This window comes from Candidatus Methanoperedens nitratireducens, from assembly GCF_000685155.1.
GTDB lineage: Archaea > Halobacteriota > Methanosarcinia > Methanosarcinales > Methanoperedenaceae > Methanoperedens > Methanoperedens nitratireducens.
The window spans coordinates 127,198-149,065 of sequence record NZ_JMIY01000001.1; the positions used below are offsets into that span (position 1 = coordinate 127,198).

29 protein-coding genes are annotated in these 21,868 nt (G+C 43.7%); 20 read left to right on the forward strand and 9 right to left on the reverse strand.

The genetic code is table 11. The features are described from left to right. The first annotated feature begins 10 nt into the window (after positions 1 to 10). Together ANME2D_RS00620 and ANME2D_RS00625 are read left to right on the forward strand one after the other, a co-directional pair. Positions 11 to 652, forward strand: coding sequence for a YkgJ family cysteine cluster protein (locus ANME2D_RS00620; protein WP_048088267.1), 642 nt, complete (start codon positions 11 to 13; stop codon positions 650 to 652). A 25-nt stretch (positions 653 to 677) separates the two neighbouring features. After that, positions 678 to 2,381 carry a radical SAM protein gene (locus tag ANME2D_RS00625; RefSeq protein ID WP_081810065.1) on the forward strand — a complete coding sequence of 568 codons (1,704 nt, stop codon included), beginning with the start codon at positions 678 to 680 and terminating at the stop codon, positions 2,379 to 2,381. On the opposite strand, the gene ANME2D_RS00630 is transcribed toward ANME2D_RS00625, so the two are convergent. The 3 genes from ANME2D_RS00630 to ANME2D_RS00640 are packed head-to-tail and all read right to left on the reverse strand — an operon-like array spanning position 2,360 to position 3,948. Then, positions 2,360 to 3,205, reverse strand: a complete 846-nt coding sequence (locus ANME2D_RS00630) for a hypothetical protein (protein ID WP_048088268.1) — start codon at positions 3,203 to 3,205, stop codon at positions 2,360 to 2,362. The genes ANME2D_RS00625 and ANME2D_RS00630 overlap by 22 nt on opposite strands. A gap of 16 nt (positions 3,206 to 3,221) precedes the next feature. Continuing rightward, entirely contained in the window at positions 3,222 to 3,527 is a 306-nt protein-coding gene (locus tag ANME2D_RS00635; RefSeq protein ID WP_048088269.1) for a hypothetical protein, read from the reverse strand. 1 nt (position 3,528) lies between these two features. Next, positions 3,529 to 3,948 (reverse strand): hypothetical protein, encoded by a 420-nt coding sequence (locus ANME2D_RS00640; protein WP_157833885.1) that lies wholly within the window; start codon positions 3,946 to 3,948, stop codon positions 3,529 to 3,531. Positions 3,949 to 4,349: 401 nt separating this feature from the next. Between ANME2D_RS00640 and cca the strand changes: the two genes are divergently transcribed. From cca to ANME2D_RS00655, 3 genes are read left to right on the forward strand one after another with little or no spacing between them, the layout of a single operon-like run. After that, positions 4,350 to 5,702 carry a CCA tRNA nucleotidyltransferase gene (gene cca / locus ANME2D_RS00645; RefSeq protein WP_048088271.1) on the forward strand — a complete coding sequence of 451 codons (1,353 nt, stop codon included), beginning with the start codon at positions 4,350 to 4,352 and terminating at the stop codon, positions 5,700 to 5,702. A 26-nt stretch (positions 5,703 to 5,728) separates the two neighbouring features. Continuing rightward, positions 5,729 to 6,328 carry a hypothetical protein gene (locus ANME2D_RS00650; RefSeq protein WP_157833886.1) on the forward strand — a complete coding sequence of 200 codons (600 nt, stop codon included), beginning with the start codon at positions 5,729 to 5,731 and terminating at the stop codon, positions 6,326 to 6,328. Next, on the forward strand, positions 6,325 to 7,374 hold the full coding sequence (locus ANME2D_RS00655; protein ID WP_052368489.1) for an urease accessory protein UreH domain-containing protein: 1,050 nt from the start codon (positions 6,325 to 6,327) through the stop codon (positions 7,372 to 7,374). Before ANME2D_RS00650 ends, ANME2D_RS00655 begins: the two co-directional genes overlap by 4 nt. Here ANME2D_RS00655 and ANME2D_RS00660 read toward each other — a convergent pair. Both ANME2D_RS00660 and ANME2D_RS00665 read right to left on the reverse strand, forming a co-directional pair. Continuing rightward, complete coding sequence (locus tag ANME2D_RS00660) at positions 7,371 to 8,024, reverse strand: DsbA family protein (protein ID WP_048088274.1); 654 nt, start codon at positions 8,022 to 8,024, stop codon at positions 7,371 to 7,373. The genes ANME2D_RS00655 and ANME2D_RS00660 overlap by 4 nt on opposite strands. A 63-nt stretch (positions 8,025 to 8,087) precedes the next feature. Continuing rightward, positions 8,088 to 8,321 (reverse strand): hypothetical protein, encoded by a 234-nt coding sequence (locus tag ANME2D_RS00665; protein WP_048088275.1) that lies wholly within the window; start codon positions 8,319 to 8,321, stop codon positions 8,088 to 8,090. 199 nt (positions 8,322 to 8,520) lie between these two features. Here ANME2D_RS00665 and ANME2D_RS00670 point away from each other — a divergent pair, with 199 nt between their 5' ends. The 7 genes from ANME2D_RS00670 to ANME2D_RS00700 all read left to right on the forward strand — a co-directional run bounded on the left by ANME2D_RS00670 (position 8,521) and on the right by ANME2D_RS00700 (position 13,849). Next, positions 8,521 to 9,150, forward strand: coding sequence for a TetR/AcrR family transcriptional regulator (locus ANME2D_RS00670; RefSeq protein WP_048088276.1), 630 nt, complete (start codon positions 8,521 to 8,523; stop codon positions 9,148 to 9,150). 94 nt (positions 9,151 to 9,244) lie between these two features. Continuing rightward, positions 9,245 to 10,426, forward strand: coding sequence for an MMPL family transporter (locus ANME2D_RS00675; protein WP_048088277.1), 1,182 nt, complete (start codon positions 9,245 to 9,247; stop codon positions 10,424 to 10,426). 1 nt (position 10,427) lies between these two features. After that, positions 10,428 to 11,567, forward strand: coding sequence for an MMPL family transporter (locus ANME2D_RS00680; protein WP_048088278.1), 1,140 nt, complete (start codon positions 10,428 to 10,430; stop codon positions 11,565 to 11,567). Next, positions 11,568 to 12,836 carry a COG1361 S-layer family protein gene (locus ANME2D_RS00685; RefSeq protein WP_048088279.1) on the forward strand — a complete coding sequence of 423 codons (1,269 nt, stop codon included), beginning with the start codon at positions 11,568 to 11,570 and terminating at the stop codon, positions 12,834 to 12,836. Between the two features lie 27 nt (positions 12,837 to 12,863). Then, positions 12,864 to 13,316, forward strand: coding sequence for a hypothetical protein (locus ANME2D_RS00690; RefSeq protein ID WP_048088280.1), 453 nt, complete (start codon positions 12,864 to 12,866; stop codon positions 13,314 to 13,316). Position 13,317: 1 nt separating this feature from the next. Beyond that, a complete protein-coding gene (locus ANME2D_RS00695; RefSeq protein WP_048088281.1) occupies positions 13,318 to 13,527 on the forward strand; it encodes a hypothetical protein in 210 nt (69 codons plus the stop codon). Between the two features lie 58 nt (positions 13,528 to 13,585). Further along, on the forward strand, positions 13,586 to 13,849 hold the full coding sequence (locus tag ANME2D_RS00700) for a hypothetical protein (RefSeq protein WP_048088282.1): 264 nt from the start codon (positions 13,586 to 13,588) through the stop codon (positions 13,847 to 13,849). Positions 13,850 to 13,968: 119 nt separating this feature from the next. On the opposite strand, the gene ANME2D_RS00705 is transcribed toward ANME2D_RS00700, so the two are convergent. From ANME2D_RS00705 to ANME2D_RS00715, 3 genes are all read right to left on the reverse strand, one after another. After that, a complete protein-coding gene (locus ANME2D_RS00705; RefSeq protein ID WP_052368490.1) occupies positions 13,969 to 14,391 on the reverse strand; it encodes a type II toxin-antitoxin system VapC family toxin in 423 nt (140 codons plus the stop codon). Continuing rightward, a complete protein-coding gene (gene vapB, locus ANME2D_RS00710; RefSeq protein ID WP_048088283.1) occupies positions 14,372 to 14,611 on the reverse strand; it encodes a type II toxin-antitoxin system VapB family antitoxin in 240 nt (79 codons plus the stop codon). The genes ANME2D_RS00705 and vapB overlap by 20 nt, the downstream gene beginning before the upstream one ends. 188 nt (positions 14,612 to 14,799) lie before the next feature. Further along, positions 14,800 to 15,084, reverse strand: coding sequence for a hypothetical protein (locus ANME2D_RS00715; RefSeq protein ID WP_048088284.1), 285 nt, complete (start codon positions 15,082 to 15,084; stop codon positions 14,800 to 14,802). A gap of 190 nt (positions 15,085 to 15,274) precedes the next feature. Between ANME2D_RS00715 and purM the strand changes: the two genes are divergently transcribed. From purM to ANME2D_RS00755, 8 genes are all read left to right on the forward strand, one after another. Continuing rightward, complete coding sequence (gene purM, locus ANME2D_RS00720; protein WP_048088285.1) at positions 15,275 to 16,267, forward strand: phosphoribosylformylglycinamidine cyclo-ligase; 993 nt, start codon at positions 15,275 to 15,277, stop codon at positions 16,265 to 16,267. Positions 16,268 to 16,353: 86 nt separating this feature from the next. Continuing rightward, positions 16,354 to 16,614 carry a hypothetical protein gene (locus ANME2D_RS00725; protein ID WP_048088286.1) on the forward strand — a complete coding sequence of 87 codons (261 nt, stop codon included), beginning with the start codon at positions 16,354 to 16,356 and terminating at the stop codon, positions 16,612 to 16,614. 48 nt (positions 16,615 to 16,662) lie between these two features. Further along, a complete protein-coding gene (locus tag ANME2D_RS00730; protein ID WP_048088287.1) occupies positions 16,663 to 16,890 on the forward strand; it encodes a hypothetical protein in 228 nt (75 codons plus the stop codon). Positions 16,891 to 16,906: 16 nt separating this feature from the next. Beyond that, on the forward strand, positions 16,907 to 17,206 hold the full coding sequence (locus ANME2D_RS00735) for a hypothetical protein (RefSeq protein WP_157833887.1): 300 nt from the start codon (positions 16,907 to 16,909) through the stop codon (positions 17,204 to 17,206). Between the two features lie 64 nt (positions 17,207 to 17,270). Continuing rightward, the gene (locus ANME2D_RS00740) at positions 17,271 to 17,816 is read left to right on the forward strand and encodes a TOBE domain-containing protein (protein ID WP_048088289.1); all 546 of its coding nucleotides are present in this window, start codon (positions 17,271 to 17,273) and stop codon (positions 17,814 to 17,816) included. A gap of 93 nt (positions 17,817 to 17,909) precedes the next feature. After that, a complete protein-coding gene (locus ANME2D_RS00745) occupies positions 17,910 to 18,776 on the forward strand; it encodes a substrate-binding domain-containing protein (RefSeq protein WP_052368491.1) in 867 nt (288 codons plus the stop codon). A gap of 3 nt (positions 18,777 to 18,779) precedes the next feature. Then, on the forward strand, positions 18,780 to 19,514 hold the full coding sequence (locus tag ANME2D_RS00750; protein ID WP_198527320.1) for an ABC transporter permease: 735 nt from the start codon (positions 18,780 to 18,782) through the stop codon (positions 19,512 to 19,514). A gap of 37 nt (positions 19,515 to 19,551) precedes the next feature. Next, a complete protein-coding gene (locus ANME2D_RS00755; RefSeq protein WP_048088290.1) occupies positions 19,552 to 20,256 on the forward strand; it encodes an ABC transporter ATP-binding protein in 705 nt (234 codons plus the stop codon). 17 nt (positions 20,257 to 20,273) lie between these two features. On the opposite strand, the gene ANME2D_RS00760 is transcribed toward ANME2D_RS00755, so the two are convergent. After that, positions 20,274 to 21,761: an MFS transporter gene (locus tag ANME2D_RS00760; protein ID WP_052368492.1), complete on the reverse strand. Its 1,488-nt coding sequence runs from the start codon at positions 21,759 to 21,761 to the stop codon at positions 20,274 to 20,276. Positions 21,762 to 21,868: the final 107 nt, after the last annotated feature.

The following is a 21,868-nucleotide window of genomic DNA, read 5'->3' on the forward strand; positions in this document are numbered from 1 at the left end:
GCCCAACAAAATGATGAAAGAAACGAAAATCAGGAACCTGAGAGGAGAGCTCGATGAGGCCATCAGGATAGACGAAAGACAGCTTGCAGATAGTATAAGAGCTATAGGCTTTAGATGTAGAAAGTGTGCGCAGTGCTGTAGAGCGGAGCATGGCGATAATACAGTATCCATATTTCCCTTTGAGATAAGGCGCATATGCGAGAGGACAGGACTTGAGCCAGAGGATATAGTCACTCCGACACCATCTCTAGACACGGATTCAGAAGGAAATATCCATACTTTTGAATGGGTACTCAGGAAAGATGGGGATTGCATCTTCCTGAAGAGCGGTCTGTGCAAGATATACGAATGCAGGCCGTATATCTGTAAAACCTATCCATTCTATTTACTGGAGGGGCGCCTGATGGTCTCTGAATGCATGGGGCTTGGAGGCGTTATCAGTAGTGAGGAGAGCCAGAGGATTGCGACGCTGCTTAAAGAACGATACATCACCGAGATTAAGGAATCGATCCTGCTTCTTGAGAGGTTCAACGGCTTCAACGGCTTCAATGGCCTCAATTGCCTCAACCCGGACAGCATGAGAAATATCTGCGTCCATGACAGCGAGGGTGAGCACTGGGTTCCAGAGAGGGACAAAATAAGGCTTATCTAAAATCAAAGCATGATATAGATGATTTATGCGTGTTTTAATTATTGATGGATACGTGGATGAGCCGGCATGCTTTGGAGTGCCGCCCTATATTGCACCTTATCCGAGGTACATAGCCGGGGCCCTGGTTGAGAGAGGGATAAAGCAGGAGGATATTACCTACCGCACTATAGACCAGATACGCCAGAGCAAAGAGAGGCTCAGGGCTGATCTTATCGTAATTATTGCAGGTATGACAGTCCCTGGAAAATACCTGAGAGCTGCACCGATTAGCCAGAGTGAGATCAGGGAACTGTCGCATCTTGAGGGGATAAAGATCATAGGCGGGCCTATCAGGCTGGGTTTCGGCGAAGAGGGCGGAACTTCCGCAGAAGAACTGGCAGTATCAGGTATCACACTTGCAAAAAAGGACATCGAGGCTTTTGTTTATGATATGCCGGGCGATACAGACCCTGACAGTGTAAGGCACAGGATGAGGACAACATCAGAGATAGGAAGATGGGGAGTGAGAGGTGCTTTCATAATCAGGCAGCATCCTGACTATCCTTACGTGATGTGCGAGCTTGAGACATATCGCGGCTGCCCGCGCCATATCCACTGCTCTTTCTGCACCGAGCCGTTCTATGGGCTGCCTGATTACCGCGAGATAAAGGATGTTATAGATGAGGCATCAGCCCTCTACTCACATGGGACGCGGTATTTCAGGGTAGGAAGGCAGCCTGATCTGTTCATGTACAGGGCAAAAGGTGGGCGGCCTGATCCTGATGCTATCGAGGAACTCTACAGGGGCATTCGAAGCGCAGCCCCGGAGCTTAAAGTGCTCCATATGGATAACGCAAACCCCGTTACACTTGCAAGGTTCCCTGAAGAGTCACGCCAGATTGTAAAGACCATTGTAAAATACCATACCTCCGGGGATGTGGCTGCTCTTGGCATGGAAAGCGCTGACCCTGAGGTGATAAGGGCAAACAACCTGAAAGCTATGCCTGATGAGGTCTTCGATGCCATAAAACTCTTAAATGAAGCGGGCGCAGCACGAGGAGCAAGCGGTCTTCCTGAACTTTTGCCAGGAATAAACTTCGTGCACGGGTTGAGAGGTGAGACTAAAAAGACCTTTGAACTCAACTTCCAGTTCCTGAAAAAAGTGCTTGACAGCGGTCTCATGCTTCGCCGCGTGAATATCAGGCAGGTGATGACCTTTGCAGGTACGCCGATGCACGGTTATGAGGAGCTTGTAATAAAGCACAAGGACCTGTTCCTGCGCTACAAGGAAAGAATCAGGAACGAGATCGATCTGCCGATGCTGCGCCACATTGTTCCGACCGGGACTGTCCTTCGGGATGTTAGAACAGAGGTGTTCGACAGGGTAACATTCGGACGCCAGTTCGCAACATATCCCCTGCTGGTTGGAATTCCGGAGAAGCTTGAATTGAACAGGTTCTATGATATAATGGTGACAGATTACGGCCGCAGATCGATAACAGGGATTCCTGTGCCCATTGATATCAACAGGGCGCCGCTGAAGATAATAGAGCAGATACCGGGCGTGGGGAAAAAACAGGCCGGAAAGATAGTGATCGGGAGACCGTATAAGAGTAAAGAAGATATTGCCAGGAGAGCCGGGATTAAAAAAGAGCTGCTGGACTATATCGAAAATAGTGAAATTTCACGCAAAAGCCAGAGGATTGGCAGGGCTCCTTCACCACTGTCCTATTTCTTTTTGACCATGTGATCAAGACCGAGGCCTTCAAGTGCTTCTTTAATATCTTCCTCGATGGGAGTTACAAACTCTATAAATTCGGATAAGGATTTATCAGAAACGCCTGAATTATTCATAATAAGGTAGTTCAGCCCCTGTTTCTTAATCTCTCTGCCGACAGTTTCTTTATCTTTATTCACTTTAACAAAGTCGTAGAATTTATCGAGTTCAGAGAGTACTTCCTCCTGATCCCCGTGGAATTTCCTGAAAAGCCTTGCTCTTTCGACCTGTTCTTTCAGTTCATTTTCAGGATAGTCGATATCTGATAGGCGGATGAAATTAATAAAATCATTCATATCCTTCTCAGACGGTTCATGATATCGTGCTAGGAAGTTGCTTATTTCTTCGTTAATCTTTTTCTTAGTAATTCCGGTCCTGACATGTACCTTAACTTTTTCAATGAGATCTTTTTCGACGTCTTTAGCATTACCGCCGTATTTTATTATCAGATATTTTGTGTAATCAGTAATGTCTTTTTCAGAAGGAAGAGTGTTTTTCATTAAAAAATCTCTTATTTCTCTATCAACATCGCTGCCTGTAGCAACCTCAGTCGCTTTAGATTTATCATCCTCTACCAATTTCTTTCTCAGGCTGTCGAAAATCTCTTTAGATTTTACATCTCCATAAAGTGTTATAACTGCCTTCTCAAGCTCTAATGTCAATTTTTCAATATCATTTTTTGATGGAGCTTCAGGGATCTTCAGCTTGGAGATTGATTTCAAGTAAATATTGATACCTATTTCGCCAATACTTTTTCCAAGATGATCTTTAATCATCTCCAGGGAATTAGCAGACATATAACACCTGACATTACTACCCTAACAATCTGTCAAACATCTTCTTCGCATATACCGCTGCCATCAATGCAAATACAGCGGCAAATGCAACTGCAAGGTCCTGCGCCGACCTCATGGGAGCATCATACGACATTAGAAGTGCTTTTCTAACAAAAGCAAACAGTGTATATGCTCCAAGACTTGCAATGAAAGCAGAAAGGAACAACCAGAAATCTGTTGCACCTTTGGTCGAAGCATATAATTTCCTTCCATAATATACACCGAACAGTGCGGCTATGAAGTTGATCGTGGACAATACCGGATAATATTCGCTTATGGACATTTTACTTTCCTCCTTTGAAATCGACACTTATTTTGTATGAAGCATACGCCAGTACAATCAATGCGACCGGCAATGTCACATCCTTGAACGTATCAAATATCTCATAATTGTAGGTCAATTCCCCTATTTTCCCAAGTCCATATAAGAACATAAGATAAATGCCCAGAGCGAAAGTATTCCAGTTTTTTGCTCCGTATGCTACAAAAGTCGAATTCACATAAAATCCAAGTAATAATATCGCAGCTGTGAATGCTAAAGACGTAAAAAACTGAGTGAACAGACCCCTGTCATATTTCCCTCCGCTGTTAAACGGGTAAGCTTTATTTTTTGCAATATCCTCTGCGGTCGCCGGATATGCATAACCTGCGAGCAAGAAAAATATCATTGATACAATAACGGCTATTATATAAATATTATTCATATAATTTTTCGATTCCATACGCTATCACTCTTTTTCACTGTTACCTCTTTAATAGTATATCATACCGTTTTCAGCACCGTGAGATCCCGTGCGCCAGGAAACCAGTGTCTAAGCTGGATACCAATGGTTAATTTCCCGTTTTTCTTACCATGATATCAACTCTTTGTAAATTAATATAGTAATCTTATACTATATAAGCATTATGATTATGATGGCTGTGGGGACACAAATAGAACCTACTCATTCCATAACATCTTTGGTTGTTATTACGTAAGAGCAAAAGACCCTCTTAATTCTGTCCAACAGCCTGACGTTTCGACAGTTTTATATTGTTTTGATACATTAACCGAAGCCAGGAGTTTTCTTTTACCCCTTGACCACGATTCTATAATGGTAGAACCATGAACAACATTAACAGCATCTGCGCCTCAGTCCTTTCGCGGATCAAACCATGTGATGCAGAAAAAACCAGGCTTGCGGCTCTTGCGCACAGCATAATTAACAGGATTAATGCCATCGGTAAAGAAGAAGGGCTGCCTGTAAGCGGCAAACTGGTGGGATCATCAGCACGCGGGACATGGCTATCAGGAGAGCATGACCTTGATATCTTTATCATGTTCCCGCCCGACGTATCGCGGGAATATCTTGAGGAGAAAGGGCTGTATGTTGCGCGGAAAATAGCGAAAGGAGCGCAAAGCTATGAGGAGAGATATGCAGAGCACCCGTATATCAATGCAATCTTCGATGGTTTTGAAGTTGATCTTGTCCCTGCCTTCAGTGTACCGAGCGCGGCTGCTATAAGATCTGCGGTGGACAGGACACCGTTTCATAACGATTATGTTATATCCAGGATAAAAGGACTTAAGGATGAGGTACTGCTGCTAAAACAGTTCATGAGAGGTGCAGGTGTTTACGGCTCCGAGTTGAAGACGCACGGTTTCTCAGGCTATCTTGTGGAACTGCTGATCATCCATTACGATTCGTTCATAGAGGTACTCAGGGCAGCATGCAACTGGAAATACGGCACAACCATTGATCTGGAAAAACATGCCAGCGTGGCTCATAAGGATCCTCTTATCGTGATCGATCCCACAGACCCGGCGCGGAATGTAGCAGCCGCGTTATCCCTTGATAATATGTGCATCTTTATCGATAGGGCCTGCGAATTCCTGGAAAACCCTTCTGAGGCGTTCTTTAGCGTGCAGGTCCCGGAGCCTCTGGATGATGCTAGTTTCAGGAATACCCTGCATGCAAGGGGGACTTCGTTAATAGCAATAGATTTCAGGGCTCCTGATGTTGTCGAGGATGTGCTTTTCCCGCAGCTTCATAAAATGGAGGAATCAGTCCATGAGATGCTGGAGAGGTACGATTTCCGTGTATATAACAGCAGCATCTGGGCTGATGAGAGAGCAGTTATCCTATTTGAGCTTGAATCTGCACAGCTTCCCGATGTCAAAAAACACACAGGCCCCTATGTGTGGTCAGGAGAACATGCCCTTGCGTTCAAATCCAAGTACAGGGAATCGAATACCTTCTCCAGTATATACATCAGGGATGGGAAATATATGGTTGAGATTCAAAGAAAATATACCAGGGCAAATAGACTTGTTGAATCAGAGATCACAAAATGCGGCCTTGGAAAGCATGTGGCTTTGAGTATCAAAGAGGGGTACCGTGTCCTGGAGAACGATGATATATTGAGTATCAGGGATGAGGATTTCAGAAGGTCTCTCAGGAAATTTTTCGAAAAATAGAAAAGTACCAGGGTGAAATTATGATCATGAAATACATACCTATCATCCTTATGTTCTTCTTTTTCGCATCTCCTGGATGCCTTGGCTCAAGTAAAGAGATTACACCTTCGGAATTGATGCTGAATCCCGGGGCATATGATGGTAAGAAGGTATGCATTAGTGGAGTGGTTGAGGACGGCAGCATCTCTGGCATACTGATAGGAAAAAGCGGGAGCTTTACAGGCGATTATAAGAACTGGACTCTCACATCTGTATGCGGTATATATAGTACAGGCAGAATAGATGCCGATTCTATAGATCCGATCCTGTCGATCTTGACAGAGAAGGATACTTACAGCTCAAACGAGAGCCTGAAGGTACACATAGACTTTATCTCACAAGAAAATACGCAGGCGCAGGTGAAGGTATCAGGAATAAGGAACGCATTTGACAGGGCATTAATAGACGAAACAAGGGAGGCCAGTATAAGAAAAGGCATCAATGGATTTGATTTTGAGTTCACGACCCCATCATGTGAGGAGTGCTCTACCCTGACGCCGGGTGAGTACAGCATCAATGCTACGGTGAATACAAACGGAAAGACCTTTGAGACATACAGGAGAATAACACTCAAGAGCGAGAAATGAGGAAAATACTTGCTGTATTCTTTCTTGCAATACTCATATCTTTGATCTCCAGTGCCCAGATCGAGAAAGTAAGTATAGAATACTTCTATGACCCGGCATGTAAGATATGCGAGAGAGCATCTCCGATCATTGACAGGGTGGTGAATTCTTACGGGGACAGGATAAGCTTTACAAAATATGATATCCATACTGATGAAGGACTTGAACTGGCTAAAAAATATCAGATTCCGGGTGTGCCTTCTTTTGTCATCAACAAAGACAGAGATAGGATTATCTACGAGAAAGATACAGCAAAGCTTGAGGCTATTTTAAAAGAGGCGATTGATAGCCAGGCTGCATCAACCGCCTCCAGTACAGCAGCAAGACCGGTCGTTCTCTCTGTGCCCTCTGTTCTTGTTGTTGGCCTCCTTGCAGGATTTAACCCGTGCCTTCTTGCCATACTTGCCTTTATAGCATCCATCACGCTTGCGACCACAGGTAAAAAACGTAACGTCCTCCTGATCGTCCTTATGTTCAGCCTCGGTATTTTCGTGACATATTTAATCGTGGGAATAGGCCTTCTCAGGGTATTTGAGCAATCGGCAGCATTGCAGACCACTATCAGGGATTTCCTTGTAGTTCTGATAGGTCTTCTCGGGCTCTGGCATGTGTACGACGCCTATCATCTGCGCAGGAATGCGGAATCATCCTTCCATACCCCGAAAGCCTTTATCCGCCTGACAGAGAGCGTGACGGAGAGGGTGAGCCTTCCAGCATCATTCTTCATCGGAGCACTCTTCTCACTCATAAAAGCCCCGTGCGTGGGCGCAGTATATCTTGTGATCCTTGATATGGTGAGGAGCGGCGAGGGCGCAGGGATACTGTACCTTGCAGCCTATAATTTTGGCGTGGTGCTCCCCGTGCTCGTACTGGGCGCAGCGATCGCGTTTGGTCTGAGCCCTGAAAAAGTTGAGAGCTTCAGGAAAGAGAGAAGGTCTGCAATACGCCTGGTTACAGGGGCGGCGCTGATTGTTATTGCTGTGCTGATGTATGCTGGGATAATTTAACTCAGGAGTGAACCGATAACCGCATCCAGGTTTGCTATGGAGGGTTCTACATCAAGATTTCCATTAATAATAACAGTAGGAGTACCCTGTATACCGTATTTATTCATAAGCTTGAGGTTTGACATGGCAGCTTCCCTGGCGTCATTGTTCTCAAGCTTTGTATTGAAATCTGCACCAAGCCCTATACTTGCTGCTGTATCCTCAAGTACTGTTATACTGGACATATCCTTTTTATCTTCATTCACGGCCCTGAACAGGGCATCACGCATTTCCTCACCCTTCCCCATCTGCTCTGCGATGATATAGGCCTCTATGCTCTTTGTGGACTGCCCTGGCCATACGACTGGAACATATGTAACCTGTATTTTATCGCCGTATTTATCCAGAAGTTGGGGCATATCCCTATCAAGATCATAACAGTGAGGACAGTCGAATTTCAGGAACTCCATGATCTTTACCTTGCCAGGCTCATATGTAGTCGGCATATTGAGTTTAGCATACTCCCCTGCAGTCGGAAGTTTCTCCTGGGGCTCCCCTGGCGCAGAAAAGAAATATACAAGCAGCACTGCAATTAAAAGTATTGCCAATCCCGCATATACCAGACCCAGGTTCGATTTCTTCTCAGGGAGCTTCCGCTTCTTTTTTGCCATTATCTGGTCTATTGGGTTTGTCTGTTATAACTATTTCGTTTTTTTCCAGGAAGAAGCGATGTACTATACAGTATTGCCTGGAATAACATCTCCAATCTGGCCAAGGGGCCTGTTTATACGGTCATCAGCCTGGCCAGGAGGCCTGATTGTACGATTATCAGCCAGTCCCAGTTTATCCAGGGCCGTATCATCTGCGATTTGCTGCTGTTCGGCAGAAAGAGAAGACAATGCCTGGCCTGCTACTGCCATAACCCCCCATATAATAAATACTGTCAAAACAATGCTTGATCTATTCATACCATCTCCCCACTCGACTTATCCCTATAGAACAGATAAACGTATGATGCTATTTCATATATATTTTACGGGCTGCATGAGACCATTCAAGCCAATCGTAAGATTTATAAATACGTAAGCTAATCTCAATATAAACTGACTGGTCGGTTTATTGTACGGATTTAAAGAGGTTGAGATATGATGGTAAGGTGAACAAGTTATGTCCCCTAAAGTTACAGAAAAATACAAGCAATCTGTTCGTGATAAGATACTGCGATCGGCTGAGAATCTGTTCTCCCACAAGGGCTACCATGAGACCTCAATGGATGATATCGTTAAGGAAAGCGGGCTCAGCAAAGGTGCAATATACGGCTACTTCGAAAGTAAGCAGGATCTATTCCTTGCATTATCTGAAATACGTGTGGCATCTATTATGGACACGATGCAGTCAAGCTTTTCACCGGATGATTCTGCATTAAAGAAGCTTGAGAAAGCTGGAGAGTTTCATTTCAATTATATTGAACAATCCATAGAGATATGTAAAATGAGCCTTGAGTGCTGGGTTGAAGCTCCCAGGATAACATCTCTGCAGAAAAGGCTGGATAATCGCTATGAAAAGGCTCACGGGTTCATAGCTGAGATCATCAGGGAAGGCATACAGAAAGGAGAATTCAGGAAAGATGTCGATGCAGATGCAGTGTCATCATTCCTTTTGGCTACAATAGACGGTCTACTACTCCACAGAGCAACGACAAATCAGGACATTAACTGGCAGAAGATCAAGAACATAATTTTGACAATTCTAGGTGAAGGAATACTTGAGTATAAAACAGATCTGAAAACGGATTAGAATAATAGGAGGAACATATGAGTAAACAGTTAGCATATGCTATATTCGGTATATTGCCACTGAAATTATTTCGGTGGTTCCGGGGGCTATAGGTATGGCGAATTTCCTTGAAACAAATCTGAAAAAACTTGCCACAATGCAGAGAGAGCATACTAAGTTGTTTGCTATATTCATAATTCTCACTACAATCGTACTTGGTATCGGGCTTAAGGATCTCTCCATAAACTCGGATATAAGGAAAGAGATGCCCCTGGAATTGCCCATCTATAAACTCAACGACCGCATTTCCGAAAAATTTGGCGGCGCAGATACAGTCGTAATAGCAGTGCAGCTTGATGAATCTGTAAATTCAAAAAGCGCGGTAAGGGATATACGCGACCCCAGGGTAATACAATCTCTAATTTTTCTCGATGAAGCATTACAGGGAGAGGAGGGTATAACCAGTATAGCCTCGCCTGCAAGTTTTTTCAGGGGTGAGCAGGTTGTACCTCCAGAGAAGATAACAGAAACATTGCGAAACAATCCCCAGGCTTCCACTTTTTTCAGCCGCGATTACAGTACAACGATCATGTATGTTGCAGCAGACATAGGCTCGGGAGAGGAGAAGATACAGAGCTTTAGTAAACTTATACAGGAGCAGATAGATTACACTCCAAAGCCGCCAGGTGTGAAATTCAGCATAACAGGCCAGCCGATCCTCAGGATGACTATCTTTGATTTACTTAAAAGGGACGCAGTTTTTACACTCATGGTTGCTGCAGTTCTTATATTGCTCCTGCTTATTGCGGTGCAACGCTCATTTATCCGTGCCTTACTGATATTTATTCCCTTATCTCTTGGACTTATATGGACGATGGGAACACTGGGCTGGCTTGGAATACCGCTCTCGATTGCCACAGTAGCACTGAGTTCAATGATCCTCGGACTTGGAGTCGAATACGGCGTATTCGTGGTGAGCAGATACCAGGAAGAAAGGGCAAAAAAGTTCAGCCAGCTGGATTCCCTGAAGACAACAGTACACGGGATAGGTACGGCTATAATAGGATCAGGGGTTACAACGATTGTGGGCTTTGGTGTCCTCTCATTCGCTACCATGCCCATGATACAGCATCTTGGCCAGACTCTTGCTCTTGGCATAGCTTACTGTCTTCTTGCTGCCCTTTTGGCCAACCCTGTGATGATACTGCTGGTGGAGGATTACGAGCACTGGAACTTCAGCAGGATGCTGCTGAAACTCACAGCAAGAGATGAAGCACACGTTCCGGGAGGTGGATAGCATGATTGAGAAAATCATCGGGAAATATTCTACCTTTGTTACCCGCCACCCATTCATTGTACTGATACTTGTTATCGTGGTATCTGCTTTTGCTATCCAGATGGCAGGCTCTATTGAGACAAAGAAGTCTGATGTCAAGGACATGCTGCCCCAGGATGTAGAGGCAATACGCACCCTGAACATAATAGAAGATGAGTTTGGCAGTACTAACGACGTGTTTTTTGTAGTAGAGATAGATCCTGCATACAATGGCTCTGATGAGGTACGCGATATTCGCGATCCAAGAGCTATAAGGTATATGAACCAGCTCTCAGAGCTTGCGCTGCATACCGATGATGTTGTGGCGATCACAGGTCCTGCACAGATTCTTAAAAACATAAACAATGGAAGATTACCTCAATCTCTCAGTGAGGTTCAGGTTCTGTCGAATAAGAATGGATTGCTGGACAGCTCTATCAGCAGGGATTACACCACTGCTCTTGTAAGGATCCGTACAACGGATGATGTTGATCTTAAAAACATAGAAACAGAGCTTGAAAAAATACTCATGCAGGTGCCAGAGCCTCCCGGTATTAAGGCCAGTCTCGGAGGTACTGTTATGGAAATGCAGGTCACGGATAGAACCATACAGCCTGATATGGCAAAAACATCCCTGTACTCACTGGTCGGGATTCTGGCGGTTATACTGTTCATCTTCCGCTCTGTCAAATACGGATTCACGCCTTTGACCACTATAATATTCGGGAGCCTCTGGGCAATGGGCTATGTGGGGCTCATAGGTATGGGACTGAGTCCCCAGACCTCAGGCGTCCTATCAATGATAATGGGCATAGGGATAGACTTCGGTATACAGGTGGTCACAAGATACAGGATGGAACTGCAAAATAAGAATCCTGCTGACGCCATGAGCGTGACTTTAAACAGCGTAATAATGCCCATGTCCACCACTGCCATTGCTGCACTTATAGGTTTTCAGGCAATGTCCCTTGGCAAATTGACCTTCTTAGCAGACATGGGGACCATGATGAGCTATGGAGTGGTCGCGAGTATGGCTGCAGCGATTACAGTCGTTCCTGCGCTTATTCTCATATTTGATACAATTAAAATAAAAAATCTAAAAACTAATACAGGAGGTATATAAATGAGAAGCAGAATAAAACAGATCGTTATGCTGGGGCTGCTGGTAGTATTTCTATCAGCAATTGCCAGCCCGGTTTTCGGCGCTCCGCTCAAGGAAGGGCAGGGAAGCAGGATACAGGTAAATTTCATGCATCAGGACCCTGATCCAGGTGATGCTGGAAAATACATAGATCTGAGATGGCAGATCATTAACACCATACCAGGTGCAACAGAGAACCTGAGATTCCGCCTTGATGCTGACTATCCATTTTTATTTGAAGCAGGTGATTCGCAAGATAAGTATCTGGGAACATCTGCAGGGACAAATGATGACAGGATCTATTATGTCCTGCATTACAAACTCAGGGTAGCTGATAATGCCCTGAAAGGGACCTATAACGTGACCCTTGGATGGACAACAGGGGACGGCTGGATGAAAAAAGAGTTTCCTGTTCATATCGACTCAAAACGGGCAGATTTCGTAATCGGTGCTCTTATGACATCGCCTGAGAAACTGGTTTCAGATACAGATGATGCGAAACTAACCGTGAATATCGATAATATAGGAAAAGGCAATGCAGAGAATACTAAAGTTAAACTTCTGCTGCCATCAGGATTCAAACCGTCATACAGCTACTCGGATGAGGACAGCCTTGGCATGATTGAAAGAGGCAAAAGTAAACAGGCAAATTTCTATGTAGACATCGATGAAAATTTAAGGGAAGGAGAATATAACGCAGCACTTGAAATTACCTATAAAGATGAAAACGATGAGAGCAGCACATACAGGACAAAAACCCTTGATCTTAAGATACCTGTAAAGCCTGCTCCTTATCTTATAGTAGACTCAGTGACCTTTACCCCGGAGAACCTGGTACCCGGGAGCAAAGCTGTTATCATGGTCAAAGTTAAGAATTCAGGTAATGAGAAGGCTGAATCTGTTTCTTTACGGGTATTCAAGGATGCTGCCCAGCCTTTTGAATTCAGTGAAAAATCAGATTTCATTGGAAAACTGGAACCCGGTGAGAATGGTGATGCTGCAATTCGATTTACCGTTGATAGGAATGCTGTTGCCAAGAAGTACCTGCTGGATGTGGAATTGAGAGGGATTGATAAGAATGGTAATGTGATGATATTCAGACGGACAGTCCCCCTGGTTACAAACGAGGAAACAGAGAGTTTCCCCTTAAAAACATTCGGTCTCATGGGTGGGTTTTTAGTGATCGGCTCGGTTGTAGCTGTGCATTACTTGAGAAACGGACGGAGAAAGAATGATAGTGGCCACAACTGAAAACATAGATGCCTATGAGATCGAGATATGAAAAAGGTAGCAAGAAAGAAACTGATTATCACTGCACTGGCAGTTCTGGCAGTTTTTGTGATAATCATACTGGCATTGTTTGCTCCTCTGCAAAGAACTCCAGTGGTACTTATTGTTAGCAGTGTTGGTATTGGAGAAGCAGAAAATGATACGGAAATGGAGAGCATAAAGGTAGGCGGAACATTCTGGAATGAGGAGGATATGACTGCTAAAAATTTAACTGCCACAGTAATATTTACAGATGCAGCGCATAATAAAGTTGTCAGGAAAGTAGTGAAAGAGGGAGTGGACCTGCTTCCGAACAAAGGGTTGATAGTAGAATTTGATTCAGAATATTTAAGAGAGAAGACCATACCAAAAACAGAGGTGAACGTAACGATCCAGTTCGATTGGATGGAAGACGGGCAGTTAAAAACACTTCAACGTGATATGGAAAAGGAGATGAAATAAAATGAGTAATGACCCGAGAATTACGATTTTGACAATCCAGCTCATTGCTTTGTACGGCGGTGGTATTACAGGATTTGCCAGTCTTATAATGGCGCTTTTCCCTTTTTTTAACGGGGATTTTTTAAGTGCAGGAATATATTTGCTGGCAGCAGCATTGTCATTTGGATTAATGGCAAACGCTGTCTTACGTGAAGGGGTGCTGGTACGTTAATGTAAATAATTGAGATTATGTAAAAAATTGATGAATACTAGAATAAGAGTATATAATTATGAATAAACTAAAACTTCAAATTTTACCTAAAGTATCTTTAATAACATTCATTGCAGGACTGGTAATAATTATATTTAGTCCCAAATTGGGAATAGAAACAGTAGGAGCATTGCTAGGACCTGGTGTCACGTCTCCAGATACATTTTCAGCTATTCTTCAAGCATCTATAAATTCATACTATATAATCGGGGCAGTTCTCTTTTTTATTGGCGGTTTAGGCTGCTTGATATCCATTATAATTTTCGAACAGCAAAAACAATAAAATTCCATCAATTATTGGACGGCCTCTGAAAAATTTTTCTATACGTACGGCATGCGCATTGCTCTCAGTCCTTCATCCCAAGCCAAAGCATTATGCTGGTAATTGCATTCAGACAGGTTCTAAATCAGCCTTATATTCCTCGTATTTTTCAGTTTTTCGTGCAATTTTCCATCTGTTGTTAAAAGAGGAACTTTTTCTCTCTCTGAAGCGGCTATGAAAAGAGAATCGTAAATAGTAATCTTATCTGAAACTGCGATTTTAAAAGCACGATCAAGCAGTTCTCTTGAAGCGATAACTTTGCATGCGCCGCTAATGAAATCTCTACTGTTCTTTAGCGCTTTTAGCATGAGTTCCCCGGGTTCGTTGAAAAATACAACTCTCTTCCATGCAACATTTGCTACCTCAACATACGCAAGATCAAGCGTTATCAAGCTGTAATTCTCTGCCGCCTTTTCGGCTATCTCAGAAGACTCCTCTTTGAAAAATATAGCCGCAACAACACCAGAATCCAGGATCACTTCATCACGCTTTCGCTCTGGCATTTCTATCTTCTCTTATTAGCAGGGCTGCACTCTCTCCAACTTTCATTTCCTTTCTCAGCTCTTTTGCCTTAGCAAGCAGTCTCTCTTTGCTCTTATTTTTTACAAGTTCTTCCAGCATATGCCTTATCTCCTCCTGCCAGTTTATCTCCCCAAGCTCCTCCATCATCTTGCGCAATTCTGCCGGAATTCTGATGCTGTATACTGATTTATTTGTAGGCATAAGTTATGTTTACTACTATGATGTATATAAACATAAACATTGCTGTATCTTGCTTCTATAGGATTACGTGTGATAAAATCACTGACTATTATTCTTAAATACCTTCATAAAAAGGCTGTTTTTAGAAAGCTCTCTCCCGGTTTTCACGCCGTATAAATCACTGCCGGGGACATGCTGGAAGAGGGTAATCAGTCGCCCATTACTGGTTTTAATCCCTCATAAAATGTTATAAGAAGCTTTGTGGCTTCATGCTCTTCATTTAAAGAGAATGTTCGAATCTGCTTTCCGATCTTTTTCTCAATAACTATGTTATTCTCCAGAAGAGGCTCAAGTACTCTTGCCACGCTGGAATGGTATAATCCCGTACCCTGCGCAATTCCTGATAAATAATTAATTTCTTCTTTATTTTTCATAAGATATTCCAGCACGGTTAGCTGTGCTGTTTTACCAAATAACTTTTCGAGTGGGCTCATAATTTCATCCTTTCTGTGCCAATTCGCCAAATAACTTTTCGTTTAGCCAAAAGTTTTATATAATTTATGCTCATTATTATGATCGTGAGCAGGCGACTATTTTATATGTCACTCCCAACTCCACCCATTGCCTGCTCTTTCCTATTCCTAATCATAAAATCTTTATATAATCACCTTTATTGAGCGATTTATGGCTTTAACCTATGCAAAATCCGGTGTTGATATCCAGCAGGAGAATAGAGCAATCTCAGCCCTGACAAAACAGCTTACTTATAAACGTAGAGGTTTTGGGGCTCCTATAACCGATGTGGGTCATTACGCTGGCCTTATCGATTTTGGCGAGTATGCTCTTGCGCTTACCATGGATGGAGTGGGATCAAAGGTACTGATCGCAAATGAGATGAAAAGATGGAACACAATCGGGATTGACTGCATTGCCATGAATGTAAACGACCTTCTGGCAATGGGCATAGAACCTCTTGCGTTCGTGGATTATATTGCCATAAGTGAAGCTGATGATGAGATCATGAGACAGATCGGGGAGGGGCTGGAAAAAGGTGCCCGGATCTCAAGGATAACTATCGTTGGAGGTGAGACCGCAACCCTTCCTGATATTGTCAATGGCTTTGATCTTGCAGGTACCTGTCTTGGAATGGTAAAAAAGGATAGGGTCATTACAGGTGAGCGTATAGAACCGGGGGATGCTGTTATCGGACTCCCATCAACAGGCGTACATAGCAATGGGTATTCCCTGGTACGCAGGATTATAAAAGAGGCAGGCTACTCATACTTGAATCCATTCCCATGCAACACAGATACTACCATTGGGGATGAGTTATTAACTCCCACAAGGATATATATTGAAGTACTCGATGCAGTCAACAGGTTCGACATCCATGGCCTTGCGCATATAACCGGTGGCGGCCTTATGAAGCTTCACCGCATCACCAGATATGGGTTCGATATCACGGACCCACTAGAACCGCAACCAATCTTCACCTTCCTGCAGCAGGAAGGTGGAGTGGAAGAGCATGAGATGTATAAGACATTTAATATGGGCATGGGTTTTGTAATCGTGCTGCCAGAGAGAGAAGCCGATCAGGCCTCAAGGATGCTGGGTGGAAAGATCGTGGGAAAAATAGTTGAAGAGGGAATCCGGGTAAGAGGGCTTGAGATAGAATAGAAAATATACCAATCCCATAACCTCTTTCTATATAAACTGAGAAAAACTTAAGTATACATATGACATAGACTTAGTGGGAGGTTTTTATGGAAGAAGCTGATGTAGCGGCTAAGCTAAAGACTTTAAGCGCAAGAATGGATGAGCTATCCGATGTGCTTGTTGAGAAAAAAGGTAGAGTGGGTGAGAGAATGGGTGAGAGAATGGGTGAGCTATCTGGTGCACTTGCTGAGAAAAGGGGTAGAGCTATGGAGAAAGTCAGTAAGAAGCCTTTTACTTATATGGGGGGGGCATTCTTCGGGGGATTAGCTCTTGGCTACCTGATGTCCAGGAAAGGTAAGCGTAGATAGGATAAGATCTCTTTGCAGCCTTCAAAAAATTAGATAGTAGGATGTTTTATGGAAGAAGAGGACATAGCGGCGGCGTTAAAAACCTTAAGCGATAAAATAGATGAGCTATCAAGGGCACTTCTTGAGGGAAAAGGTAGAATGGATGTACTATCCAGCGCACTTGTTGAGCAAAAATATAGAGCTGAGGAGAGGATCAAGGAGAAACCTTTTGCCTGCATGGGAGCAGCATTCTTCGGTGGACTCACTCTTGGCTACTTAATGTCCAGGAAAAGCTAGTGTGCCCGGTGTGCCTGTGCCAGACATAATAGAACTTATAAGCAGCCTTTCAAGATTGGTTATACAGCGATTCTCCAGCGAGGCACAAAAGCTTACAAGTGAGGCGATTGGCGATGGCATAGCAGATGGTGTGCAGAAATCCAGTCAGAGATTATTCTCGATTGGAGTTTCTATCGCACTCATCGGCACCGGGTTCTTCTTGACTCTCTGGGGAATAGCAACCGGTATTGATACATTCTTTGAAATGAGAGGCTTTGGGTATGTCCTGATAGGCATACTGGCAGCACTGGCTGGAGTGCTCGTATATAAAAGATAGCCGCTGGCTAATAACAGCTTTCGGAAGGTTTATTTATAGCTGTGTTCTTTTAAAAGAAATCACAATGGAACGAACACAGGTTAAAGCAAAATTATGGCTGGCAGACAACAAAGATGAGCCAATCATGGGAGATGGAAAGGCGGCCCTCCTGAAGGCTATTGAAGAAGAAGGTTCGCTGAACAAAGCATGTAAAAAAGTAAAAATCTCATACAAGCATGCCTGGCTCATGCTAAAAGAAATTGAAGAAAGCGTGGGTGAGCCTATAATAATAAAAAAACGCGGTGGAAAAGCTCAGGGCACATCTCTGACCGAAAAAGCAATAAGCTTACTTGATACATATAATACATATCAGAATATACTTGCACAGACCGTTTATGACAATACTTTCTGGGAGGTGATAGGGTTGAAAATCTCTGCAAGGAACCAGATGAGAGGTAAAATAATTGAGGTTAAGAAAGAGGGTCTTATTGCAAGCATCAAAATCTCTATTGAACCAACAACGATAACTGCAGTTATAACAAAAGAGGCTGCTGATGCCCTGGACATCAAAAAAGATGATAAAGCAGTGGCAATCGTAAAAGCAACAGAAGTGATGATAGGAAAAGAATGACCTTTCCCTCTTTGCATTTTATATGAATAAAGTGCAATTTTTTCGAAATCTTTATTAATGTGCGTTATGTTTGAGCGAACATAAGGTGATAATATGAAAAATCTGTTCGCAAAGATAATACTGTTTTCAATTCTGCTCTCTTTACTTTCGGGCTGTATCCAGCAGACACTAACAGGGAATACATCTCAGACTGTATCGACAGCCGAGGAGTTGCGTCTATCTACCACAACCTCCACCTGTGATACAGGGTTACTGGACATTCTCAACAAGAGGTTCGAGGAGGCAAATAACGTAAAGGTATTAACTATCTGCCAGGGCACAGGTAAAGCCATTGCCACAGGGGAGCTCGGTGGCGCAGATGCGGTGATGGTTCACGATGTGAGATCTGAACTAAAAGCGGTAGCCAACGGGAGCTTCATCGACCGCAGTTACGTAATGTATAACTATTTCATAATAATCGGACCTGTGAGCGACCCTGCAGGGATAAGAGATGCAGAGAATGCAACTGATGCTTTCGGTCGGATCGCTGCCATAAAAGCGCCATTCATCTCGCGCGGTGATGAATCAGGCACGCATAAGATGGAAAAATCCATCTGGAAAGCAGCAAACATAACACCTGCCGGAGCATGGTATAAATCGGCAGGCAAAGGCATGGGCGACACTATAACAACAGCCGAGATCATGGAAGGCTACACCCTTTCCGATAGAGGCACATACCTTGCAATGAAGGACAGGATAAAACTGAGAATACTTTTTGAATCTGATAAAGAGTATCTTTTCAATCCATACCATATCATGGCCGTGAACCCTGATAGGTTCCAGGATGTGAAATATGAACTTGCAAAGAGATACGTTGATTTTTTGACCTCTGCTTCAGCGCAGGATATTATAAGAGACTATGGAAAAGATAGATACGGAGAAGGGCTTTTCATTCCCGCAGCCGATGCTTCGGATAAGTGAATCGTGAGCAGCGTTGATTTTCTATTTGAAGGGATCATCAAAGCGTTTGACCTGATAATCGGTTTAGATCCCTATGTACTGAGCATAACAGGCGTCTCTATCAGGGTATCAGGTACTGCAACTATACTTGCAGCCCTTACTGCCATACCACTGGCATTTGCTTTATCCTTCCTGGATTTCAGGGGAAGGCAGGTATTGATTACACTTGTAAATACAGGTATGGGTTTGCCCCCGGTTTTTGTTGGACTCTTTATCTTTGTGATGCTTGTGCCAGCAGGTCCGCTCGGGTTCCTCAGAATGATATTTACGCCAGAGGCTATGATCATTGCCCAGTACATCCTTGTCACGCCGATAATAACAGGCATTTCACTTGCAGCAATAAAAGCAGTCCCTGGATCGATAATAGAGACAGTTTACACCCTCGGAGGCAGGGAGATGGATGCTATCATTGTTACCCTGAGAGAGGCAAAATCAGGCATCATCACAGCCATACTTGCAGGACTTGGAAGGGCGCTTGCAGAGGTGGGGGCAATTCTCATTGTGGGCGGAAATATCGCATACACAGGCAGTATCGGTGGAATAGGTGAAGGGCTCTCTTACACGCGTACGCTTACCACTGCGATAACATCAGAGACAAGCAAAGGCGATATTTCAACATCCATTGCTCTTGGGATAATCCTTATCTCCCTTAATCTATCTGTGAACCTGCTGGCTAACCTTATCCAGAGGAGGGATTGAGCTGGAAGAGGAGCTGTTCAGGATAGAAGATCTCTGTATGTCCATTGGAAAAAAAGATATATTAAAGAACATAGGCCTGACAATATACAGGGGTGAATTATTCGCCCTGATGGGGCCAAGCGGGGCTGGAAAGACCACACTTCTTCGCATCCTGAACCTTTTTGATGATCCTGCCAGTGGAGACCTGATGTTTGGGGGGATGCTGTTAAACAACAGCACATTCGGGGAAAAAAATAATATCAGGCGCAGAATGTCGATGCTTTTCCAGACACCTGCTGTCTTCAATACATCCGTATTTGATAATGTGGCGTATGGATTGAAGATCCGCAAAGCGGATAAGGATACTATAGAGAAAAAGGTAGGAAATGCATTAAGTATAGTTGGACTTGCAGGTAAGGAGAAGCAAAAGGCCTTGACCCTCTCAGGAGGGGAAGCACAGCGCATGGCTTTTGCACGGGCTATTGTATATGACCCCGATGTCCTTCTTCTTGATGAGCCGACTGCTAACCTTGATCCAGCCAACGTGGCTAAAATAGAGGAGATAATAAAGCGAATACGCAGCGAGCATGGTACGACCATCGTTATCGCAACACACAATATATACCAGGTAAAGCGCATTGCTGACAGGGTGGGCATACTGCTAAACGGAGAATTGATTGAAGTCAACAGTAAAGAGGGGATATTCTCATCACCTCTTGATGCCAGATCATCAGCGTTTATAAACGGGGAGATGATATACTGATGCCTCGGACATGTTCCCTATTTTAGCCTCTTTCTGGAATTTATAACCGCAAGTAGAGCAAATTGGGATTGGAGTTTACTTATTCTCGAGTGTATATTTTTGGCTAATCTTCCCGTATCGTAGATAAATTCATAGATGATTACCTTCTCCTCGACCTCTCCGGGTTCTTCTACCTTGGTTAATCGGTAGATGGCATATAGACCGATCAGAAATGCGAAGAAAAAGAAGAATTCCCATGACTGCAAGTCCAGTGTTTGAAAAAGCAACTCATTCCCAGGGCTCTTCCAGCTCAGCGTCCAGGAGAGTTGACGTTCTGTAAAGAAATCTGCAAAAATGCCCCCTAAGATAGGTGCTGTGCCTGCTGATAGCGAATTGACAATACCTAAAGAAGATAAATAGGCTGTTGCCTGTCCTTTTGGCGCCAGTTTAAATCCGATGTTCCCTGAAGTAAGGGCAACCCCTGCTGTAGAGATTCCCATAAAGACGTGTATAGTTATCAGTAGCGGTATGGTTAGTATGTATTTTCCGGGCATGGTTGTAAAGGTCCAGGCGAGAACACACAGCATGAATAAAGAGCCGCAGATGGTAAGAACGGATTTATTACTGAAACGGTCTGAATACCTTCCCCATATCCGTAGAAATGCAAGATTTGTTATCTGGCTCAGTACCGTTAGGGTGATGATAAACGACATGCTCAACTCCAGGCTCTTAAGCATGTAGACAATAAAAAAGGGAGTTGCCAGATTGACAGCAAAATTCCACGGACCCAGAGACATAATAAGGTTCCTGAAATTGACGTCCTTGAAAGGCTGTGAGATCAGATTGAGAAATTTCTGTCTTTTCTCTAACTTTGCCATGCTGGGTTCAGGTATTGTTGATACGAAGTAAACGCCAAGCATACCTGCAAGGAACCCGAAGAAAAAAAGAGCCGAATAGCCATATAGCTCATACTCAGGAAATATGTTCTTCCAGCGATCTATATAAAATGCAGCAGCCAGGCTGAGAATACTTCCCACTATAGCAGCCAGGCTCATACGTTTTGAGAAAAATGAACCCAGACGGTCATGCGGCACCAGGTCCCGCATCCAGGAGTTCCATCCACATCCTCCGACACCGCCGAGCGCTGAATGTAAAAATAGCGCTATAATGAGAACTATCAATCCTGTCTCAATGGAGAACAGGAACGGTATCAGGGCGATTACAAGCCAGAATATTCTACTTAAGGCGATCGAATATACACAGATCGCCCGCCTGATCCTGTACTTCTCTACCAGATAGATAGAGGGAATCTGGATAAGTTGCGCTAAAAATGGAACAGCAGCAAGGACTCCTATAACCATGTTAGAAGCTCCAAGCTTCAACGCAAAGGCTACAAGGAAAACCCCGCTTGTCAATGTAGTCATCGCCTGGGAGGTTAAGCCGTCTTTGATAGCACTCCTCAGACCTGATTGAACCTCTTCTTCCGTTAGATCATCTTTAACTGTAAATTGTTTTACAATCTTCATTTCAGATACTATCCGCTGATCTAAAGGGGGTACCTTTTGCAGCTAACAGTAATACACATCTCCTTCTTGAATACAAGTAACCTAACAGCATAGTATTTGTTATAATG

Bases quoted from the DNA above. Each gene is read 5' to 3' on its own strand.
- ANME2D_RS00690 (WP_048088280.1), top strand. From the start codon at position 12,864: ATGAAAAAGGTAGCAAGAAAGAAACTGATTATCACTGCACTGGCAGTT.
- ANME2D_RS00635 (WP_048088269.1), bottom strand. From the start codon at position 3,527: ATGTCCATAAGCGAATATTATCCGGTATTGTCCACGATCAACTTCATA.
- ANME2D_RS00725 (WP_048088286.1), top strand. From the start codon at position 16,354: ATGGAAGAAGCTGATGTAGCGGCTAAGCTAAAGACTTTAAGCGCAAGA.
- ANME2D_RS00700 (WP_048088282.1), top strand. From the start codon at position 13,586: ATGAATAAACTAAAACTTCAAATTTTACCTAAAGTATCTTTAATAACA.
- ANME2D_RS00655 (WP_052368489.1), top strand. From the start codon at position 6,325: ATGAGGAAAATACTTGCTGTATTCTTTCTTGCAATACTCATATCTTTG.
- ANME2D_RS00620 (WP_048088267.1), top strand. From the start codon at position 11: ATGATGAAAGAAACGAAAATCAGGAACCTGAGAGGAGAGCTCGATGAG.
- ANME2D_RS00670 (WP_048088276.1), top strand. From the start codon at position 8,521: ATGTCCCCTAAAGTTACAGAAAAATACAAGCAATCTGTTCGTGATAAG.
- ANME2D_RS00640 (WP_157833885.1), bottom strand. From the start codon at position 3,948: ATGAATAATATTTATATAATAGCCGTTATTGTATCAATGATATTTTTC.
- ANME2D_RS00745 (WP_052368491.1), top strand. From the start codon at position 17,910: ATGAAAAATCTGTTCGCAAAGATAATACTGTTTTCAATTCTGCTCTCT.
- ANME2D_RS00630 (WP_048088268.1), bottom strand. From the start codon at position 3,205: ATGTCTGCTAATTCCCTGGAGATGATTAAAGATCATCTTGGAAAAAGT.
- ANME2D_RS00705 (WP_052368490.1), bottom strand. From the start codon at position 14,391: ATGCCAGAGCGAAAGCGTGATGAAGTGATCCTGGATTCTGGTGTTGTT.
- purM (WP_048088285.1), top strand. From the start codon at position 15,275: ATGGCTTTAACCTATGCAAAATCCGGTGTTGATATCCAGCAGGAGAAT.
- ANME2D_RS00665 (WP_048088275.1), bottom strand. From the start codon at position 8,321: ATGAATAGATCAAGCATTGTTTTGACAGTATTTATTATATGGGGGGTT.
- ANME2D_RS00755 (WP_048088290.1), top strand. From the start codon at position 19,552: ATGTCCATTGGAAAAAAAGATATATTAAAGAACATAGGCCTGACAATA.
- cca (WP_048088271.1), top strand. From the start codon at position 4,350: ATGAACAACATTAACAGCATCTGCGCCTCAGTCCTTTCGCGGATCAAA.
- ANME2D_RS00650 (WP_157833886.1), top strand. From the start codon at position 5,729: ATGAAATACATACCTATCATCCTTATGTTCTTCTTTTTCGCATCTCCT.
- ANME2D_RS00740 (WP_048088289.1), top strand. From the start codon at position 17,271: ATGGAACGAACACAGGTTAAAGCAAAATTATGGCTGGCAGACAACAAA.
- vapB (WP_048088283.1), bottom strand. From the start codon at position 14,611: ATGCCTACAAATAAATCAGTATACAGCATCAGAATTCCGGCAGAATTG.
- ANME2D_RS00625 (WP_081810065.1), top strand. From the start codon at position 678: ATGCGTGTTTTAATTATTGATGGATACGTGGATGAGCCGGCATGCTTT.
- ANME2D_RS00715 (WP_048088284.1), bottom strand. From the start codon at position 15,084: ATGAGCCCACTCGAAAAGTTATTTGGTAAAACAGCACAGCTAACCGTG.
- ANME2D_RS00685 (WP_048088279.1), top strand. From the start codon at position 11,568: ATGAGAAGCAGAATAAAACAGATCGTTATGCTGGGGCTGCTGGTAGTA.
- ANME2D_RS00660 (WP_048088274.1), bottom strand. From the start codon at position 8,024: ATGGCAAAAAAGAAGCGGAAGCTCCCTGAGAAGAAATCGAACCTGGGT.
- ANME2D_RS00760 (WP_052368492.1), bottom strand. From the start codon at position 21,761: ATGAAGATTGTAAAACAATTTACAGTTAAAGATGATCTAACGGAAGAA.
- ANME2D_RS00680 (WP_048088278.1), top strand. From the start codon at position 10,428: ATGATTGAGAAAATCATCGGGAAATATTCTACCTTTGTTACCCGCCAC.
- ANME2D_RS00675 (WP_048088277.1), top strand. From the start codon at position 9,245: ATGGCGAATTTCCTTGAAACAAATCTGAAAAAACTTGCCACAATGCAG.
- ANME2D_RS00730 (WP_048088287.1), top strand. From the start codon at position 16,663: ATGGAAGAAGAGGACATAGCGGCGGCGTTAAAAACCTTAAGCGATAAA.
- ANME2D_RS00695 (WP_048088281.1), top strand. From the start codon at position 13,318: ATGAGTAATGACCCGAGAATTACGATTTTGACAATCCAGCTCATTGCT.